The organism is Chitinophaga pinensis DSM 2588 (assembly GCF_000024005.1).
Classification (GTDB): domain Bacteria; phylum Bacteroidota; class Bacteroidia; order Chitinophagales; family Chitinophagaceae; genus Chitinophaga; species Chitinophaga pinensis.
On record NC_013132.1, the window covers coordinates 7,828,119 to 7,844,110 of the forward strand.

The 15,992-nt window shown below is 43.6% G+C and carries 15 protein-coding genes; 2 read left to right on the top strand and 13 right to left on the bottom strand.

Going from position 1 to position 15,992, the window contains the following annotated elements; translation table 11 throughout:
• Nucleotides 1-25: 25 nt before the first annotated feature.
• Nucleotides 26-2,041 (top strand): M56 family metallopeptidase, encoded by a 2,016-nt coding sequence (locus CPIN_RS30685; RefSeq protein WP_012793776.1) that lies wholly within the window; start codon nucleotides 26-28, stop codon nucleotides 2,039-2,041.
• 105 nt (nucleotides 2,042-2,146) lie between these two features.
• Nucleotides 2,147-3,277, top strand: a complete 1,131-nt coding sequence (locus CPIN_RS30690; RefSeq protein ID WP_012793777.1) for a C1 family peptidase — start codon at nucleotides 2,147-2,149, stop codon at nucleotides 3,275-3,277.
• 293 nt (nucleotides 3,278-3,570) lie between these two features.
• Here CPIN_RS30690 and CPIN_RS30695 read toward each other — a convergent pair whose 3' ends face one another.
• The 13 genes from CPIN_RS30695 to CPIN_RS30755 form a co-directional block, all read right to left on the bottom strand.
• The gene (locus tag CPIN_RS30695) at nucleotides 3,571-3,846 is read right to left on the bottom strand and encodes an acylphosphatase (RefSeq protein WP_012793778.1); all 276 of its coding nucleotides are present in this window, start codon (nucleotides 3,844-3,846) and stop codon (nucleotides 3,571-3,573) included.
• Nucleotides 3,847-4,180: 334 nt separating this feature from the next.
• The gene (locus CPIN_RS30700; RefSeq protein ID WP_012793779.1) at nucleotides 4,181-4,789 is read right to left on the bottom strand and encodes a 2'-5' RNA ligase family protein; all 609 of its coding nucleotides are present in this window, start codon (nucleotides 4,787-4,789) and stop codon (nucleotides 4,181-4,183) included.
• Between the two features lie 378 nt (nucleotides 4,790-5,167).
• Nucleotides 5,168-5,929 carry a triose-phosphate isomerase gene (gene tpiA, locus CPIN_RS30705; protein ID WP_044220084.1) on the bottom strand — a complete coding sequence of 254 codons (762 nt, stop codon included), beginning with the start codon at nucleotides 5,927-5,929 and terminating at the stop codon, nucleotides 5,168-5,170.
• Nucleotides 5,930-5,962: 33 nt separating this feature from the next.
• Complete coding sequence (locus CPIN_RS30710; protein ID WP_012793781.1) at nucleotides 5,963-7,132, bottom strand: putative sugar nucleotidyl transferase; 1,170 nt, start codon at nucleotides 7,130-7,132, stop codon at nucleotides 5,963-5,965.
• 68 nt (nucleotides 7,133-7,200) lie between these two features.
• Entirely contained in the window at nucleotides 7,201-7,452 is a 252-nt protein-coding gene (locus tag CPIN_RS30715; protein WP_012793782.1) for a type B 50S ribosomal protein L31, read from the bottom strand.
• Between the two features lie 155 nt (nucleotides 7,453-7,607).
• On the bottom strand, nucleotides 7,608-8,099 hold the full coding sequence (locus CPIN_RS30720) for a YajQ family cyclic di-GMP-binding protein (RefSeq protein WP_012793783.1): 492 nt from the start codon (nucleotides 8,097-8,099) through the stop codon (nucleotides 7,608-7,610).
• A gap of 161 nt (nucleotides 8,100-8,260) precedes the next feature.
• Nucleotides 8,261-8,995 (bottom strand): head GIN domain-containing protein, encoded by a 735-nt coding sequence (locus CPIN_RS30725; RefSeq protein ID WP_012793784.1) that lies wholly within the window; start codon nucleotides 8,993-8,995, stop codon nucleotides 8,261-8,263.
• 43 nt (nucleotides 8,996-9,038) lie between these two features.
• Nucleotides 9,039-10,124, bottom strand: a complete 1,086-nt coding sequence (locus CPIN_RS30730; protein WP_012793785.1) for a hypothetical protein — start codon at nucleotides 10,122-10,124, stop codon at nucleotides 9,039-9,041.
• A complete protein-coding gene (locus tag CPIN_RS30735; protein WP_012793786.1) occupies nucleotides 10,108-10,659 on the bottom strand; it encodes a hypothetical protein in 552 nt (183 codons plus the stop codon). The genes CPIN_RS30730 and CPIN_RS30735 overlap by 17 nt, the downstream gene beginning before the upstream one ends.
• Nucleotides 10,659-11,225, bottom strand: coding sequence for an RNA polymerase sigma factor (locus tag CPIN_RS30740; protein ID WP_012793787.1), 567 nt, complete (start codon nucleotides 11,223-11,225; stop codon nucleotides 10,659-10,661). Before CPIN_RS30740 ends, CPIN_RS30735 begins: the two co-directional genes overlap by 1 nt.
• Nucleotides 11,226-11,492: 267 nt before the next feature.
• Nucleotides 11,493-13,955 carry a TonB-dependent receptor gene (locus tag CPIN_RS30745; protein WP_012793788.1) on the bottom strand — a complete coding sequence of 821 codons (2,463 nt, stop codon included), beginning with the start codon at nucleotides 13,953-13,955 and terminating at the stop codon, nucleotides 11,493-11,495.
• 295 nt (nucleotides 13,956-14,250) lie between these two features.
• Complete coding sequence (locus tag CPIN_RS30750) at nucleotides 14,251-14,682, bottom strand: hemerythrin domain-containing protein (protein WP_012793789.1); 432 nt, start codon at nucleotides 14,680-14,682, stop codon at nucleotides 14,251-14,253.
• A 4-nt stretch (nucleotides 14,683-14,686) separates the two neighbouring features.
• Complete coding sequence (locus tag CPIN_RS30755) at nucleotides 14,687-15,985, bottom strand: prolipoprotein diacylglyceryl transferase (protein ID WP_012793790.1); 1,299 nt, start codon at nucleotides 15,983-15,985, stop codon at nucleotides 14,687-14,689.
• Nucleotides 15,986-15,992: the final 7 nt, after the last annotated feature.

Genomic DNA, 15,992 nt, shown 5'->3' on the forward strand with positions numbered 1-15,992 from the left:
TCCTGACGCATCTAATACCACTATCATGACTGCACAACTCCCCTTCACTGCAGATGTGATCCAGGCTTTCGGCTGGGCACTTCTGCACTCATTCTGGCAGGCCTTCTTCATTTTTGCCTGTTTACGTCTCGTACTGTTTCTGTGGCCTCAGGCGGGTTCCAGCATAAAATATAACCTGTCATACATTTCACTGGCAGGCATTTTTACCTGGTTTTCCGTGACCCTCTGGCAACAGATAGAGGGAGTGAGAAGAGTACATGCAGCCGCCCAGTTCATGATAGAAACCGGTATCAGACAGTCTTCCGCTGTGGAAGTACCGGTCATCTATAAAAGTCAGTCACAACTCACAACGCTGTTTCCCACACTGGAAATGTGGTTTCCGGTACTGGTCGCCATTTACGTGGCCGGCGTGGCAGTCATGACGATAAAATTATCCGCTGATCTCGTGCAACTGCAACAGATCAGAAAAAAACAGGTGTTCCCCATTGATGAAGTATGGGAAAAACACATGACCAAACTGAAAAGTCAGCTCCGTATTCCCCGCAAGGTGAAACTGCTGATATCGCAGTACATCCAGGTACCCGTGATGATAGGTTTCCTCAAACCCGTTATCCTGCTACCGGTAGCCATGTTCAACAATCTCACGGCAGAACAGCTCGAAGCCATTCTGCTCCATGAACTGGCACACATCAAACGCAATGATTATCTATTGAATATCTTCCAGTCAATCGTTGAAACCATTCTCTTTTTTAATCCTTTTATATGGTGGATCTCTAAAAATATCCGCCTGGAAAGGGAACACTGCTGCGATGATCTTGTACTAAAAAATCAGGTACAACCGCTGCATTACGCTAAAGCCCTGGTCGCGTTAGAAGAATACCGGTTAACAGTCAACTCGCTCGCCATGGCAGCAGCCGACAACAAACAACATTTATTTCACCGTATCAAACGTATCATGGAAATGAAAACTAAAAATATTAACTATACGCAAAAGTTATTAGCTGTCATGATCATTGCCGTCGGCCTTGTATCCATTGCCTGGTTAAACCCTCCGCATAAAGAAAAACAGGCGGACAAGCAGCAGGCCGCTGATAACAATATCATCCCGGCTCCCCTGGCCCCTGCTACTGGTCACCCGATTGTATTCCATGCAGCCAATATCAACACCCTCCTGACTGACACCGTTCCTGCTACCAGGGAAGAACGTGAAAAGGAACGCGACAGGGTGTTAATGGAAAACTATAACACCAGCATGGAAGCTGCCAAAAAAGCGATGGAAAATGTGGATTGGAGCAAGATGAACGCAGAAGTGGCCAATGCCATGAAAAATGTGGACTGGCAGAAGATCAACGACGAAGTAAAGCAGGCGATGAAGAATATTGACTGGGATCAGATCAACAAAGAAGTATCACAGGCCATGAAAAATGTTGACTGGAAACAGGTAAACAAAGATATGACCAACGCCATAAAAGAGATCAACTGGGATGAAATGCGCCAGGCACTAAGAAGCAGTATGAAAGAAGCAGCTGCACAAGGTGTGAAAATAGACCCGGATATGATGCAGGAACAAATCCGCAAAGGCATGGAAAGCGCTAAACTGGCATTGGCGATGGCAACGTCCGACGAAATGCGCCAGACTATACAGAAAAGTATAGACGAATCCCAGAAAATGCTCAACAGCAAAGAAATGAAAGAAATGATGGAGAAAACCCGTCAGGAAATCATCAATGCCCAGCAGGAAATTGAACAGTCCCAACAGCAAATCGAACAGACGCAGCAAAAGATCAAAGATGACGCAGCAGCTGCCAACGAAAAGGTTTCCAGTAAGTACAAAACACTGATCAAAAAAATGGCAGATGATAAACTCATAGACGCCGACGGCACATTCACCATCGAAAAGAAAGACGATGTATTAACCATCAACGGTGTGCGCCAGTCAGACGATGTACTGAAAAAATACGCTGACCTTATCGGCAGTGTTGACGAACTATCTGTCAAAGGCAAAAAAGGAAGCCTGAAAATCAACGCAAACGAACACTAAACATACTTTTTTCCGCCATTACATGCGCTACTGCCGTTCATATAGCAGTAGCGCTTTTTTTATACGATTCCCCCGTATCTTTAGGTATCAAACCTCACTTTACATATGAGAATAGCTGTTACATTGCTGGCATTGGTTTTTACCATACAAAGCCAGGCACAGGAAACAAACAGATCCCTGGAAGAAATTAAGATCATCAGGAATAACCCCTACACGCCTGTAAAAAATCAGGCCAACACCGGTACCTGCTGGTGTTTCTCCACCACCTCGATGATCGAATCTGCCTGCCTCCATGAAGGACAACAGGCACTGGACCTTTCCGAAATGTTCACCGTACGCAACATCTATCGCGAAAAAGCTGAAAATTATATCCACAGACAAGGTTTTACCCGTTTTGATGAAGGCGGACTGGGACATGATGTCTTACATGCCATTGCTGCATACGGTGTCGTTCCGGAGGATGCCTACAGTGGGCTAAAAGAAGGCCAGGCATGGCATGATCACGCGGAGATGGTCGGACAACTGCGTGCTTACCTTGACAGCATCCTGAAGCTTAGCAGACCCATTCCTACGAACTGGGAAGACGGCTTCAATGCTATTATGGATAAATACCTCGGTACTGTACCTGCCAACTTCACCTATAAAGGACGGTCTTACACAGCTAAAACCTTCGCAAAAGAAGTCGTAAAATTCAATGCGGATGACTATGTTAGTCTGACGTCCTTTACACATCACCCCTTCTACAGCTCTTTCATCATCGAAGTACCTGACAACGTCTCTAACGGCGCTTACTATAACATCCCGCTGAAAGAACTGATCGATATTGCTAAAACAGCTGTTGAAAAAGGTTATACCGTATTATGGGACGCTGATGTAAGCAACCATGGTTTTATGGTAGGAAAAGGATATGCATTACGCCCGCTTGCCGATTCACTCACCCGTGGCGCCCTGATCAATCCTGATGTGGAAGAGAAAGATTATTCACAGGAAGAACGTCAGCAGTTATTCGACGAACTCGTTACAGAAGATGACCACCTGATGCACATTACCGGCATCGGTAAAACAGGGAAAGGCAAGGAATTCTTCATCGTGAAAAATTCATACGGTAGTCAATCCGGTCCTTTTGATGGTTTCATTAAAGTATCAATACCCTATTTCGCGATCAATACGATTACGATCATTGTTCCGAAAGCCGCACTGGAAAAGTCCCTCAGCGGTAAACTGGCAGTAAAATAAGTAAGCGGATAACGCAGTAAAAGCTGCCGGTCCCTTGCAGATCACTATACATAAACGGATCAATACAGATCCTGACCATGAAAAAGGGCAGCCTTGTGAAATCACAAGACTGCCCTTTTTCATGGTCATTTGTTTGAGGGAAACAGCGTATTAAAAATGCTACATACAATATCCCTATCAGGGAAAATCCTTTATATGGTGTCTGCTCACAACAATGACTTACTATCAGTCACTGCCGCTGCAGATCATTATTATTTCAATGGGCCTGAGGAAGGCATACCACCCAAATTTCTTTACCTCACCACCTCAAACGCCTTATAATTTTGCAAAGGCGCCACCGTAATCACCAGTTCAGTGACCTTTGCAAAAGGCGGCCCCTGCCGGCACCAGGCTATAAATGACTCCATAGTGTGTTCATCTCCTTCCGCAGTAATAAACACATTACCGTCAGGTAAATTCTTTACCTCGCCTGTGATACCGAGATCATCGGCAGTATGCTTGGCACTGGCTCTGAAATATACGCCCTGTACCCTGCCTTTCACCAGGATTTCCTTATGTATCTTTTCCATATAAGCGGCTTAATAGTGGATGTGTAATGACCATAATGACCTTACTATCCAAAACTACAAACAGCCTGGTAAAAGGAAAAATTAAAATCAGCAGTACAGCTGAAGGGCTTACTTGCATCATCTCACCAGTACACCAACACAGCCTGCCAGCAAAATATGTACTGCCATAAAACATAAAGGGAAACCAAGATCCACTCACTTCGCCCGTACAGGCACAACAAGACCAGCTATCAGTACACTCACCTGTCAGCACAATGGAATACGCGCAATAAAAAAAACGAAATCAGGTTAACAAACAGCGAATAAAAGCCAATAAGGAAAAAAGTTGCATAGGTTATGCTGCGTAATTAAACAGGTTAATATCCTGCTGAACCGCTTCATCTCCAAATATGAATTCTTTTACAGGCTCGTAGTGACCACCACTTGCCGGCTTACGTAACAGCATAAAGCTCTTACATTGAAAACTCCGTACAAAAACCTGATTGTAAAAATGATCATACACTTTATCAAATTCAGGTGTACTGATAGCCCTGGCAATAGTGATATGCGGCTTGAATGATCCCGGCTTTATATCAAACTCATGTAGTATTTTCTTATGTAGCTCAACGAGAGGTTTGGGATTCGCTACATTAACATAGATCGTTCGTTTATCCGGTCCGTGTTCAAAATGGTCAAACTTTGAGGTATATAACGTGAAGCCTGATTGTCTTCTGGCGATATCATCCAGCATATGAACGAAATCTTCCTGGAATCTCTCAGGGAATACAGATCTGAAAAGACTGATATGCGCCTTGGAAAAGCGACTACCGTACATTCCCAGTTCCTGGGCAACTAACTGCTTTAATGCCGTTACATCATTGGCAATACTAGTACCTGGACTTACTACCAACAAGTAATCAAACAATGGTTCCTGTTCAAATGCAAGTGTGTTATCTGTATGCATAACCAAGTAGTTTTTAAATTAAGATGTACTGGTTACTTGAATATTGACAATACAAATATACTAACTTTCTACTGAAATACTAATATTTTTAGCATTTTATACTAATTAATTTCGTTTGCCAACATATCAACCTGATTACAAACAACTTAAAGCGAAAACAAACTGCTTATTTTTTTAGTACGAGACGGTAAAACACACCCTTTTACCCCAAAACACCTCTAAAAACAATCCTTAATTCTTAATCCTTAATTCTTAATCCTTAATTCTTAATCCTTAATTCTTAATTCCTAATTCTTAATTCCTAATTCTTAATTCCTAATTCCTAATTAAAAAAAGCGGACCATCCGGCCCGCTTCCCCAATATATTTTCTGATTAGCTTATCCCAGATGACTAACGATAGCCAGGAAATCAGCAGCTACCAATGAAGCACCGCCGATCAGACCACCATCCACATCAGGACAAGCAAACAGTTCACCTGCATTAGAAGGTTTTGCACTACCACCATACTGGATAGTCAGGCGTAAAGCCGCTTCTCTGCCATATTTAGCAGCGATCTGTCCTCTGATGAAAGCGTGCATATCCTGGGCCTGCGCAGCGCTCGCTGTCAGACCAGTACCGATTGCCCAGATTGGCTCATAAGCGATAACGACATCTTTCAGCTGCTCTTCAGTCAGGTGATACAGGCTCTCTTCCAGCTGTTTTGCAACATATTCGTTCTGTGTTTCAGCTTTCCTTACTTCCAGTGGTTCACCGCAACAGAAGATTGGTTTGATGCCGTTTGCCAGCGCCAGATCAATTTTCTTTGCCAGTACAGCATTGCTTTCCTGGAAATATTCCCTTCTCTCAGAGTGACCCAGTATTACATAGTCAACACCAATAGAAGCCAGCATTTCTGCAGATACCTCACCAGTATATGCACCAGATTTCTCAGATGCACAGTTCTGAGCTGCCACATAAAAACCAGGCGTATTTTTCAATAATGCCTTTGCTTTCAACAGGTATGGAAAAGGGGTGGCGACTACCACTTCCTGTCCTTCCTTCAAACGCAGGCCAGCCTGCAAAATGTCATTGATCAGCTGTTCTGCCTGTCCGATGGTCAGGTTCATTTTCCAGTTTCCAGCAACGATTTTTTTTCTCATGTCTATCGCTATATTGATTTTTAAAAAGGTTTATTAATCATCTGAAAGCTTTGCAAACAAAACTTCCAGTACCTGTTTGTCTGTCTCCGTCATCTCCTGCCCTTTAAAGCGCATCCAGGTCTCGATATCGCGTAAAGCCTGCGCAATACGGTAACGTTCTGTTTTCCCCGCGCCACCCCATGAAAAGGAAGGCACAAATTTAGGCGGAAAATCGCCCCCGAATATATTACAGGAGGCGCCGATCACCGTACCCGTATTCAGCATCGTACCAATGCCACAACGGCTGTAATCTCCCATCAGCAATCCACATTTGTTACCTGCCGGCTCCGCCTGCTGCAAAGCCTCCACCCAGACTCTTACCACACTCCCATTGTTCTTCAGATTAGAACAGGTCGCATTAGCACCCAGGTTACACCATTCCCCGATCACCGCATCTCCCAGGTAACCGTCATGCCCTTTATTAGAATAACCGAACATTATCACATTCTTGATCTCTCCCCCTCCTACACTGCCAGGTCCCAGCGTCGTCGCCCCATATACCTTAGTGCCCATTTTCAGCACCGCCTTCTCTCCCATCGCCAGCGGCCCTCTTACCAGACAACCTTCCATAACCTCCGCATTCCTTCCGATATAAATAGGTCCGGTCAGCGCATTCAGGATACTGTGCTCTACCACCGCCCCCTCCTCCAGGAAGATCTGCTCCGCACCACTCACCTTATTCGTATCACTGAGAGGCGCCGATACCCTTCCGGCAGTCAGCAGGTCAAAATCACTGCGAAGCGCCTTATCATTCAACAAAAAGAAATCCCAGGGCCTCCTCACCGCCGATATTTCGCCAAGATACTCTTTTCGTTCTATAGGTGCTGCATCAGGTTGATCTCCCGGCATCACCTTAGCAATGAATTCATCCGACTTATAAAGTCCCTGACCAGGCTGCAATGCAGCAATAGCCTGTACCAATGCCTTATCTGGCAGCACATTTCCTGCAATCAGGACTGCCGGCATGGTCTCATCTCTTTTAAGCGGGTATTTTTGTTGTAAATAAGGGACGGTGAAGTGACTGATAGCGGTATTCAGCCAATGCTCCCATTTCTCGCGGATCGTCAGAATACCTATACGGCAGGCTGCCACCGGTCTTGTATGCGTGAAGGGATATAACAGCTCTCGGGCGGGCGTGTCTAAAAGAATGTAATTCCGCTTCATAGGGGATAAAAATAAAAAATCCCATCGAAAATGCCGATGGGATTCTTGAAAATATTTTAGAGGCCTGATTAGGCTTTCTTAGCGTAACGTTTGTTGAATTTGTCGATACGTCCTGCTGTATCCACCAATACGTTCTTACCAGTATAGAAAGGGTGAGAAGTATTAGAAATTTCCAGCTTAATTACCGGGTACTCGTTACCATCTTCCCAGGTGATAGTTTCTTTGGAAGGAGCGGTAGAACGGCTTAAAAAGCTAGTACCGTTTGACATATCTTTGAATACTACAAATCTGTAGCTTTCTGGATGGATTCCCTGTTTCATCTGAATGTTAATTTTCTTTTTGTTACCAGATGCAACCCCGCATATTCATTCTTCTGATGCATGATGAATGCCATGCTTGGTTTCATACCAATATTATTAGACAGGGTGCAAAGGTAAAATAATTTTTCAAAAACACAAACTGAAGACTAAATATTTTAGCTCTTCATATTTATATACTGTAAAGGAATACCTAAGTTCGCTTCCTTCGTCTTCTGTATAACCTCCTGTAAATCATCGATCTTTTTACCGGTCACCCTTACAATATCGTCCATAATGGCCGCCTGTACCTTAGCCCCGGAATCTTTGATCAATTTAACCAGCTTCTTGGCATCTTCCTGTTTGATACCATTTCTGATAGGAACGTCTTTTTTAACCACCTTTCCGCTCTGGTAATGCTCCTTACTCAGATCGAAAATGTTACCGTCCAGCCCCTGCCGCATCGTACGACTGATCAGGACGTCAATTACCTGGCCCAGCTTCATATCGCTGTCTACCTCGATGGTCAGGCCCAGTTCCTTCTTATTCAATTCAATAGTAACATGCGAATCTTTAAAGTCGTACCTGTTGGTAATCTCCTTTTTAACGGTGTTTATCGCATTATCAAGTGTCTGTGTATCCACTTTGCTAACAATATCAAAGGATGGCATGCTGAAATATTTTAATAATCTACTAATTACGTAAGGGCTACAAATATAAATCAATACTGGCTTATATAAAAAAACCCCGGGACAATACCCGGGGTGTGTTAACGGAATGCCTCCCGTTAACAGGCTGCATTGTATCTGCTACAAGCAGCCAACAACTATCTTTAGTCAACTTTAGTGATCTTCGCCATGCCAGAAGAGGACTGGTTGATCACCGGTGACCCTTTATAACGGATCTTACCCATACCGGCAACACTCACATCCAGCTTCTTCTCCACAGCAATGTCCAGTTTACCGGTACCGGAAATAGAGACCTTCGCGTCGGAAGACTGCAATTCCAGTGCTTCCACATCAGCAGTACCTGAGATCTCATATTTGGTGGATGGAATATGTCCTTTCAGGTTCAGGTGACTGGAACCAGACACTTCTACTGCCAGGTTGCTGGCATCCAGCTCCAGCTCTGTATTGGTAGAACCACTGAAAGAGAATTTCACACTATTTCCCTTCAGTTTGCCTTTGCTGTAAAATCCGCCGCTACCGCTGGAATTTAATTCTTCCAGCTGATCCAGGGTCACATATATATTGATGGTTTTAGATGGCTTGATATCATATCCTCTTTTTGTACCGATCTCCAGATCATTCCCTCTCAGCTTCGTCTCGATATATGGCAGCAGGTTATCATCTGCTTCAATTCTGATATCGTTTTTAGCACCAGGCGTGATATACACGTTATAGGAACCTGAAGTGCTGATACTCCTGAATGGTCCTTCCGTACGGGCTTCTGATTTAATGTTACCGCTCCCCTTTACTTTTTCATTGAGGACATTAAAGGCAGATGCGGTGATAGTGAACAGCAATAGTGCTACTGGCAGTACCCAGTTTAAACGTAATGTTTTCATACATGAGATTTAACGATGAAGGATTTTTTGCTGATTGTGTTAATTAACGGCTTTCAAAGCTGATATCACTGTACACGCCGTTCACCGTAACGGTGGCAGATCTGTCGTCTGCGTTGGACGTGGAAGCCGAGTATATTAATTGTGAATTCTTCTTAATGCTGGATACATTCTTCAGGGAAATTTCGCCTGTTCTGACATCCCCGTTGTTCAGCTGCGCTTTTATTTGCAGACCGAGTCGTCGTGGTACACCCAGCTTTACATCGGTGTACGTCAGTTGCAGCTCAGCACTCTTAAAACCTGTTCCCAACGCTTTTACAGACAGATCGCCATACACCAGTTTTGAATTGATATCTGACTGAACCTCTGCAAAACGAAAATCAGTATAAGTGTTTCTGCCATTGAATGAACCAACCTTGTTGACGTTGTATTCATCATAGTTGCCGTTGGTAGCCAATCGGGTCACTGTACCCAGGTTGTATTCACAATAATTGGAACGCGTGGTCAGTGAAGCGATCATATCGCTTTTAAGATTGGAATAGTTAGCCCTGATATTCACCGTCTCCGCTTTACCAATACGGCCACGGTCACAGTAATTCATATTCAGTTCCAGCGTTCTCTCCGCTTCCTTGATATCATAATTGCAATAGTTCATTTTGATAGACGCCGGGAACGACAACACATCTGTGATCACATCCCCGAAGTTGTTGTCCAGCACCAGCTGCGCCAGTCGCTCAGGAACATACATCTCATAGTCGATGTTCACATAATCCTTTGAATCTTTTTTGCCCCCCCAGGAGAACCATTTGCTGCCGGAAGATGACGGATTATACACCGTTTGCAGACTCGCACTATTACCGGAATTATTCTGCGCAATGTCTACCATATTCACGATGGAGGTCGCTTCCTCTACGCTTTTACCGAAACCTGTGATAGTAATGGTCGCCTTTACTTCATTTTTATTCCAGGTATGCACAATGATCTTACCATACTTGTTACTAACACTTAACGTAGTACCAGGATTCGTGCTGAATTCTTTTACAATAACCTTTTTAAATTCACTGTCCCCTTTCTTACCGTAGGTGAGTATAGGTAGCAATAACAATAACAGGATACTAAATTTCTCTTTCATAATTAGATTGCTTTTGGCTTACGGGCTGTTTTTCTCTCAGCTCTTCTAATATTTTATCAAGCAGGTCCAGCTTCATCTGGTAATAGCGGACCATCGCTGCTTTAATTCTTTCATTGCCTGGATTCTGGATCAGTTCCGCTTCCAGCATCTGATAGGTCTCATTACGCAACTCCAGTTCCTTACGACCTACGCTATCCAGTCCTAATACAGAATTCGGATAACTTTTAATTGTCTGCAAGCGCTGCTCTATCTGCGAAGTATAATACATCTTCGCTTCCTGCATTTCAGGAGCTACGTTGATCAGGTGCTGCGATTGCTTCATCTGCAGGAACTGATAGATCATGACGCTGTTCACCAGCAATACGAGAATAGCAGCTGCTTTCAACCAGTGACGGCCGATCATTTGAATCACCCTGTTTTTGCGGGGTGGATTAAGCTGCTGTTCCAGGCTAGCCCATACTCCCGGACCAGGACCGGCTGCTTCAAATTCCTGACGATGCTGTCGGACAAAATCTTCAAAACTACTTTCTGACATCAGCGTATTGATTTTCTCTGTTTTATGATCTGTCTCACTTTATCTTTTGCACGCATATACTGTGTTTTCACTGTTGACTCAGAAATGTCCAGCATGGAAGCAATTTCTTTATGTGAGTACTCTTCAAATATGTACAAGTTAAGAACGGTACGATAGCCGTGAGGCAAAACGTGTATCGCCTCCTTTATCGCAGCTACCGTCCAGGCAAAATCTGATTCGTCTACGATTGTTTCTTCTTCTACGTCTATATTGTCTACTTCTTCAAAATATACTTTCTTTCTACGCAGGTGGCTCAGACAATGGTTCACAACTATTCGTTTGATCCATGCTGTGACGCTGCCCGCGTTTTCAAGCCGTTCTATATTTTTAAACACCTGCATAAAAGCCTCCTGCAAGGTATCTTCGGCATCTGCCGGATTCCCCGTCATACGCAGACAGATGTTATACATTGCAGCAGAATATGCATTGTATAACTCACGGAATGCGAGCGTGTCTCCTTTCTTACACCGGGACACCAGGTGGTCTGTTATGGATGTATTGTTCAAGTTGTTGGCTGATGCTTGCATTATAAAGACAATATTTTAGAAAAAGGTTGCACGGAAAGAGAATATTTTTAAAAACAAACAACACAGAAGGCCACAATCAACTAATAATCAGCTTATAATAAATTAAGAATTAACAATTAAGAATTAAGAATTAACAATTAAACCTCCCCTTCGCTGCATTCCAATTTTTAATTCTTAATTCCTAATTCCTAATTAAAAAGAAGGACGCAACCCAAGAATAGGTCGCGTCCCTTCCATCCTTATATATATACCTAAAAACAGGTCAGATTAGTTACCGTCTTTCACACGACCCTGTTCATCTTCCAGGCCGGTTTTACGGTTGCGGGCAGCTTTGATATTGGTGTTACCGAAGCGGTAGTTAAAGGTCAGACGCACCTGACGACTTTCCCATTTGCTGGTCACACCGGTGTAACGGCCACCATTTTCGAAACTTCCACGGAAGCGCTGAATATTGAATACATCATTTACATTCAGTTTCAGACTTCCCTTTTTGTGCAGGATCTGTTTGGATACACCCAGATCAACGGCGCACATATGTTTCATTCTGAACAGTCCTTCATCAGCGATCTGCGGAGACAGATAGAATACGCTTACTTCAGCACTCAGGTCTTTCGGTAAAGTAAACGTCTGTTGCGTACGTCCCATGAATCCACCACTGGAAATATTCACTGACTGGTTATCCACAATCGTCTGGAACTTGTTGTAGTAAGCAGACAGATAAGTAAAGCTGCTCCACCATTTTGTGATCGTGATCGGGAAAGAGATATTCAGATTGACGATATCAGATTTTGCTACGTTCAGGTATTTGTAACGGATATTCAATGTATCTCCGGATACTACATCCTTGTCAGCTTCCACGATCTGTGTGATCTTGTCTTTTGTATGCGTATAACCGACAGAGGTAGTCAGGAAATGTTTGAATGTATGCGTGAACTCAACACTGTTTGCATAAGATGGTTTCAGATAAGGGTTACCTGAGATCAGTGTATATCTGTCCAGATAGATCTGAAACGGATTCAGGTCTTCGTAGTCAGGACGCTGTAAACGGCGGCTGTAAGACAATCCCAGCTGATGATCCTTATGTATGTCATAGCTTACGAATATACTTGGAAACAGATTGAAATAACTGGTATCCGTCACCTGGTTCATTGTGATAGAATTACCTTCTATATTGCTCTGCTCAGCACGCAGCCCTAACTGTACATTCACCTTTTTAAACTGTTTCTGGAAATTGACATAAGCAGCGTTCACATTCTCTTTATAGATAAAGTGGTTGGAACGGTTCTTATCATATACCCAGTTGCCACTACGCAGTGAATCAAATTTTGCGTCATTGTCAGTCTTTACGAAACTCAGTTTGAAACCGGCTTCCAGCTTGGCCTGGTTACGCAGCGGATGTACGTAATCAGCCTTAATGGTTTTGATGTCGATGCTGTTTGGCTGACTGTTACGGGAGGTATCGCCACGCATATAATTTTTACCGGCAGAATCCCAGATAGTAGAGAAGATATCGTTACCACGTTCTTCACTGTTACGGGCATAGTCCAGGTCGATATTCAGTTCTTTACCCGTTGTATCCAGGATGGCTTTATAATTCACATTGTATGCCCATCTTCTCCAGGTACCGTCTGCATTGGTATGTGTTTTCAGGGTAGAATCCACACGCTGTCCGTCGCCGATCTTAGTAAGCGCATCCGCAGGTTCTGTATTGCTTCTGAATCCTGCATCTACCATGACACCGATTGTATTATTCTTGTTGATGAAGTAGTCCATCCCCACTTTCACACCGTGATAATCCGATTTCCTTTTCCGTTCATTGTCCTGATCGAATACAGTAGGTCTTCCTTCAGTAGTACCGGTACGGTATAAACCAAGGTGCTGCTGGTTTTCACGGTGATTGTAGTTGTAAGATCCGAAGAGGTTGAACTTTTCATTACGATGGTTCAGGTTCAGCGCACCACCATATTTGGGTGTCAGACCATAAGCTCCAAACAGTGATACGTTACCGTTGGACCCCACCATTTTATTCTTTTTCAGCTTAATGTTGATGATCCCGGAGTTGCCAGCTGCGTCGTATTTGGCGGAAGGATTGGTGATCAGTTCGATTTGCTCAATATTGCTACTGGGCATGCTTTTAAGCAGCTGCGCAACGTCCTGGGAACTCATATTTGTAAGCTTGCCATCAATCATGATAACAACGCCACTTTTACCTTTTAAACTAATATTATCGTCTTTGTCGATAGATACACCAGGCGACTTTTCCAGTGCTTCCATAGCGGTACCACCAGCGCCGATGATGCTGTTTTCAACATTTACAATCATTTTATCAGCCCGCTGCTCAATAAAAGGTTTCTTGGCAGTGACATTTACTTCTTTCAGATTCTTGGCGTCTGCACCCAGTGTCAGTGTTTCCATAGATACCGGTGCGCTGCCTTTTACTTCAAAAGGTTTGCTGTAAGCTTTCGTCATGCCTACGTAAGCAGCGGCAATCAGGTACTTACCTTGTTTTATCTGTTCAAATTCGTACTGGCCATTGATGTCTGCAATAGCACCTTTTACCAGGGAAGAATCTTTTGCTTTCAGTAAAGTAATAGTGGCAAATTCCACAGGCTTTGCACCTGTTTGTAATACCCGGCCAGTAACCCGGGCTGTTTCAATCTGCTGTGCCTGAATGGTATTTATGCTACAGATAGTTAAAAAAGAGGCCAACAATGTAGTGGTCGATTTCATATAAGGAGGATTTAAATTTATTATAGGCTTTATTCTAATTGTTTATTGCTATAGAACCGTTCTTAGTACAGATCCTTTCTTAAACAACTACAGTGTAAAGGTAGGTAGTTTGCATTGCATAGTACATAGTTTTACACAAACGGTATCCTGCCAGGGATGATTGGTAAAAGTTCAATAAAAGGGTCAGGAACCTATAATAAAGACGACTCAGTGATGGTTTCGTTGCAGTCGGGCGATATATTCATAAAAAAAGGCGCTGCCTGCCGGCAACGCCTCTATAATAAGGTGGTGATAATCATGCTGATGCCCACTTGATACGTTCCAGGATTTCGGGCAATTCCGCCTGGATCTTTTCAAATAATACCCGCTCTTCTTTCCTGATATGTTCTTCCAGGCTGCGGGCCAGGAGGTCCATGGCGGCAATCATATCATTATTTTCGGCCAGGGCACTGTACATACGGGAGATCTGCTGGTGCTCCCGTATCAGCTCCTGTATCAGCTGATCGATTTCCGGGTGATGTCCGGTACACATTTCAAAGAGATATTCCTCTTTCTGTATGTGTGGTACCATCACCTCCTGGAATACTTTTACGATATAGGCCAGCTTGGCATTTGTTTCAAGAGGAAAACCCTCATAAGCGGCGGCATCATTTTTCAGATACCGGCAAACGAACAGTAAACGTTGATGTTCCTGTGATAACGGAATCAGGACCGGATGACGTTGCATATTATCAGATAGCTGGTTTTGCTGCTTTATGTATTTTGCGGCAATACCAGATCAACACTGCGCCACCGATTACCATTAATGAAGAGATGATTTCAGCCTGTGTAGGATGAAAACCGAAAATATCATATTTCGTGTTCACCCTGATTTTCTCAATAAAGAAACGTTCAACGCCGTTCATTATCAGATAAATACCAAAAAGCATACCCGGTACAGTTACCTTTTTACGCAGCGCAAATAATACGGCGAACAGGATCAGACAGGTAATGATCTCATATAAAGCAGTAGGATAAACGGATACCGGCAATACACTGCAATATTTTCCAGCGCAACCGGCCATCTGTACACCCTCATTAATAACGTTATGTGGATAACCATATGCAAATAACCAGTCAGGCAGGAAACTCAGACCGGCAGGTTTCGTGAAAGCTGCATGTGGAATATGTTCAAGACTACCATATTGTCTGACAAAGAACTGCTCACTCGCCTTCACCATCTCCTGAAACTTCGCCGGGTCAGCGGGTACAATTTTGCCTGCTGCATCGGTAACGTAGGCACTATTATAAATACCCCAGTCACCGTCTCCGGAGAAATGACATCCCATACGACCAACACCATAAGCCAGCATCAATGAGGGAGCAGCACTGTCTATCAGTTGCCATACATTGATGTTTTTCTTGATCGCATAGCGTATAATAACATAAGAAGCGACGATCAGTCCTCCATAGAAGGTGAGACCACTGAAGGAAAACAAAGCACCGATAGGGTCTTTGACGAAATCGCCCCAGTTTTCCAGGTTGTGAAATATCTTGGCGCCCAGCAATCCCGCCACAGCAGCCATTACAATAATGTCCGGCACACGCTGGTGCGGCATAATCGTAACGATTTCCTCTTTAATCTCAGGCGCATGATTTTTTTTAGCTTCCCTGTATTTAAAATATCCCAGGATAGCTCCCAGTACAACACCTCCTAACAGGCTTCCCTGTATAGAAAATACATAGGCCTGTACATCCTGCACCGTTTCGTCCCATTCAGTGGCTAAACCAAGCAGTTTATATCCTAACACAAAACCAAGCAATGCATGCACAAGCACCTCTGTCATGTTAAAAGGCTTCGCAATAATTGCTTTCCCTTTTATCCCTGTCAGCAAACCAAGTTGCTCTCGTCTTTTTAATTCTATGGTCAACACATAGGCCGCCACAAGAAAAGCGATGGCAACAAAGAAACCGAAAGTTTGTAAAAGCTTTAGCAGCGGGATATTCAGACCAAAAAGGTCTTTAAAAGCGTAATATAGATTAGGATACATAGCCAAA

Coding starts and splice junctions, on each gene's coding strand:
- CPIN_RS30730 (WP_012793785.1), bottom strand. CDS start 10,124: ATGAAAGAGAAATTTAGTATCCTGTTATTGTTATTGCTACCTATACTC.
- CPIN_RS30685 (WP_012793776.1), top strand. CDS start 26: ATGACTGCACAACTCCCCTTCACTGCAGATGTGATCCAGGCTTTCGGC.
- CPIN_RS30755 (WP_012793790.1), bottom strand. CDS start 15,985: ATGTATCCTAATCTATATTACGCTTTTAAAGACCTTTTTGGTCTGAAT.
- CPIN_RS30695 (WP_012793778.1), bottom strand. CDS start 3,846: ATGGAAAAGATACATAAGGAAATCCTGGTGAAAGGCAGGGTACAGGGC.
- CPIN_RS30750 (WP_012793789.1), bottom strand. CDS start 14,682: ATGCAACGTCATCCGGTCCTGATTCCGTTATCACAGGAACATCAACGT.
- CPIN_RS30735 (WP_012793786.1), bottom strand. CDS start 10,659: ATGTCAGAAAGTAGTTTTGAAGATTTTGTCCGACAGCATCGTCAGGAA.
- CPIN_RS30740 (WP_012793787.1), bottom strand. CDS start 11,225: ATGCAAGCATCAGCCAACAACTTGAACAATACATCCATAACAGACCAC.
- CPIN_RS30745 (WP_012793788.1), bottom strand. CDS start 13,955: ATGAAATCGACCACTACATTGTTGGCCTCTTTTTTAACTATCTGTAGC.
- CPIN_RS30690 (WP_012793777.1), top strand. CDS start 2,147: ATGAGAATAGCTGTTACATTGCTGGCATTGGTTTTTACCATACAAAGC.
- CPIN_RS30720 (WP_012793783.1), bottom strand. CDS start 8,099: ATGCCATCCTTTGATATTGTTAGCAAAGTGGATACACAGACACTTGAT.
- CPIN_RS30710 (WP_012793781.1), bottom strand. CDS start 7,132: ATGAAGCGGAATTACATTCTTTTAGACACGCCCGCCCGAGAGCTGTTA.
- tpiA (WP_044220084.1), bottom strand. CDS start 5,929: ATGAGAAAAAAAATCGTTGCTGGAAACTGGAAAATGAACCTGACCATC.
- CPIN_RS30715 (WP_012793782.1), bottom strand. CDS start 7,452: ATGAAACAGGGAATCCATCCAGAAAGCTACAGATTTGTAGTATTCAAA.
- CPIN_RS30700 (WP_012793779.1), bottom strand. CDS start 4,789: ATGCATACAGATAACACACTTGCATTTGAACAGGAACCATTGTTTGAT.
- CPIN_RS30725 (WP_012793784.1), bottom strand. CDS start 8,995: ATGAAAACATTACGTTTAAACTGGGTACTGCCAGTAGCACTATTGCTG.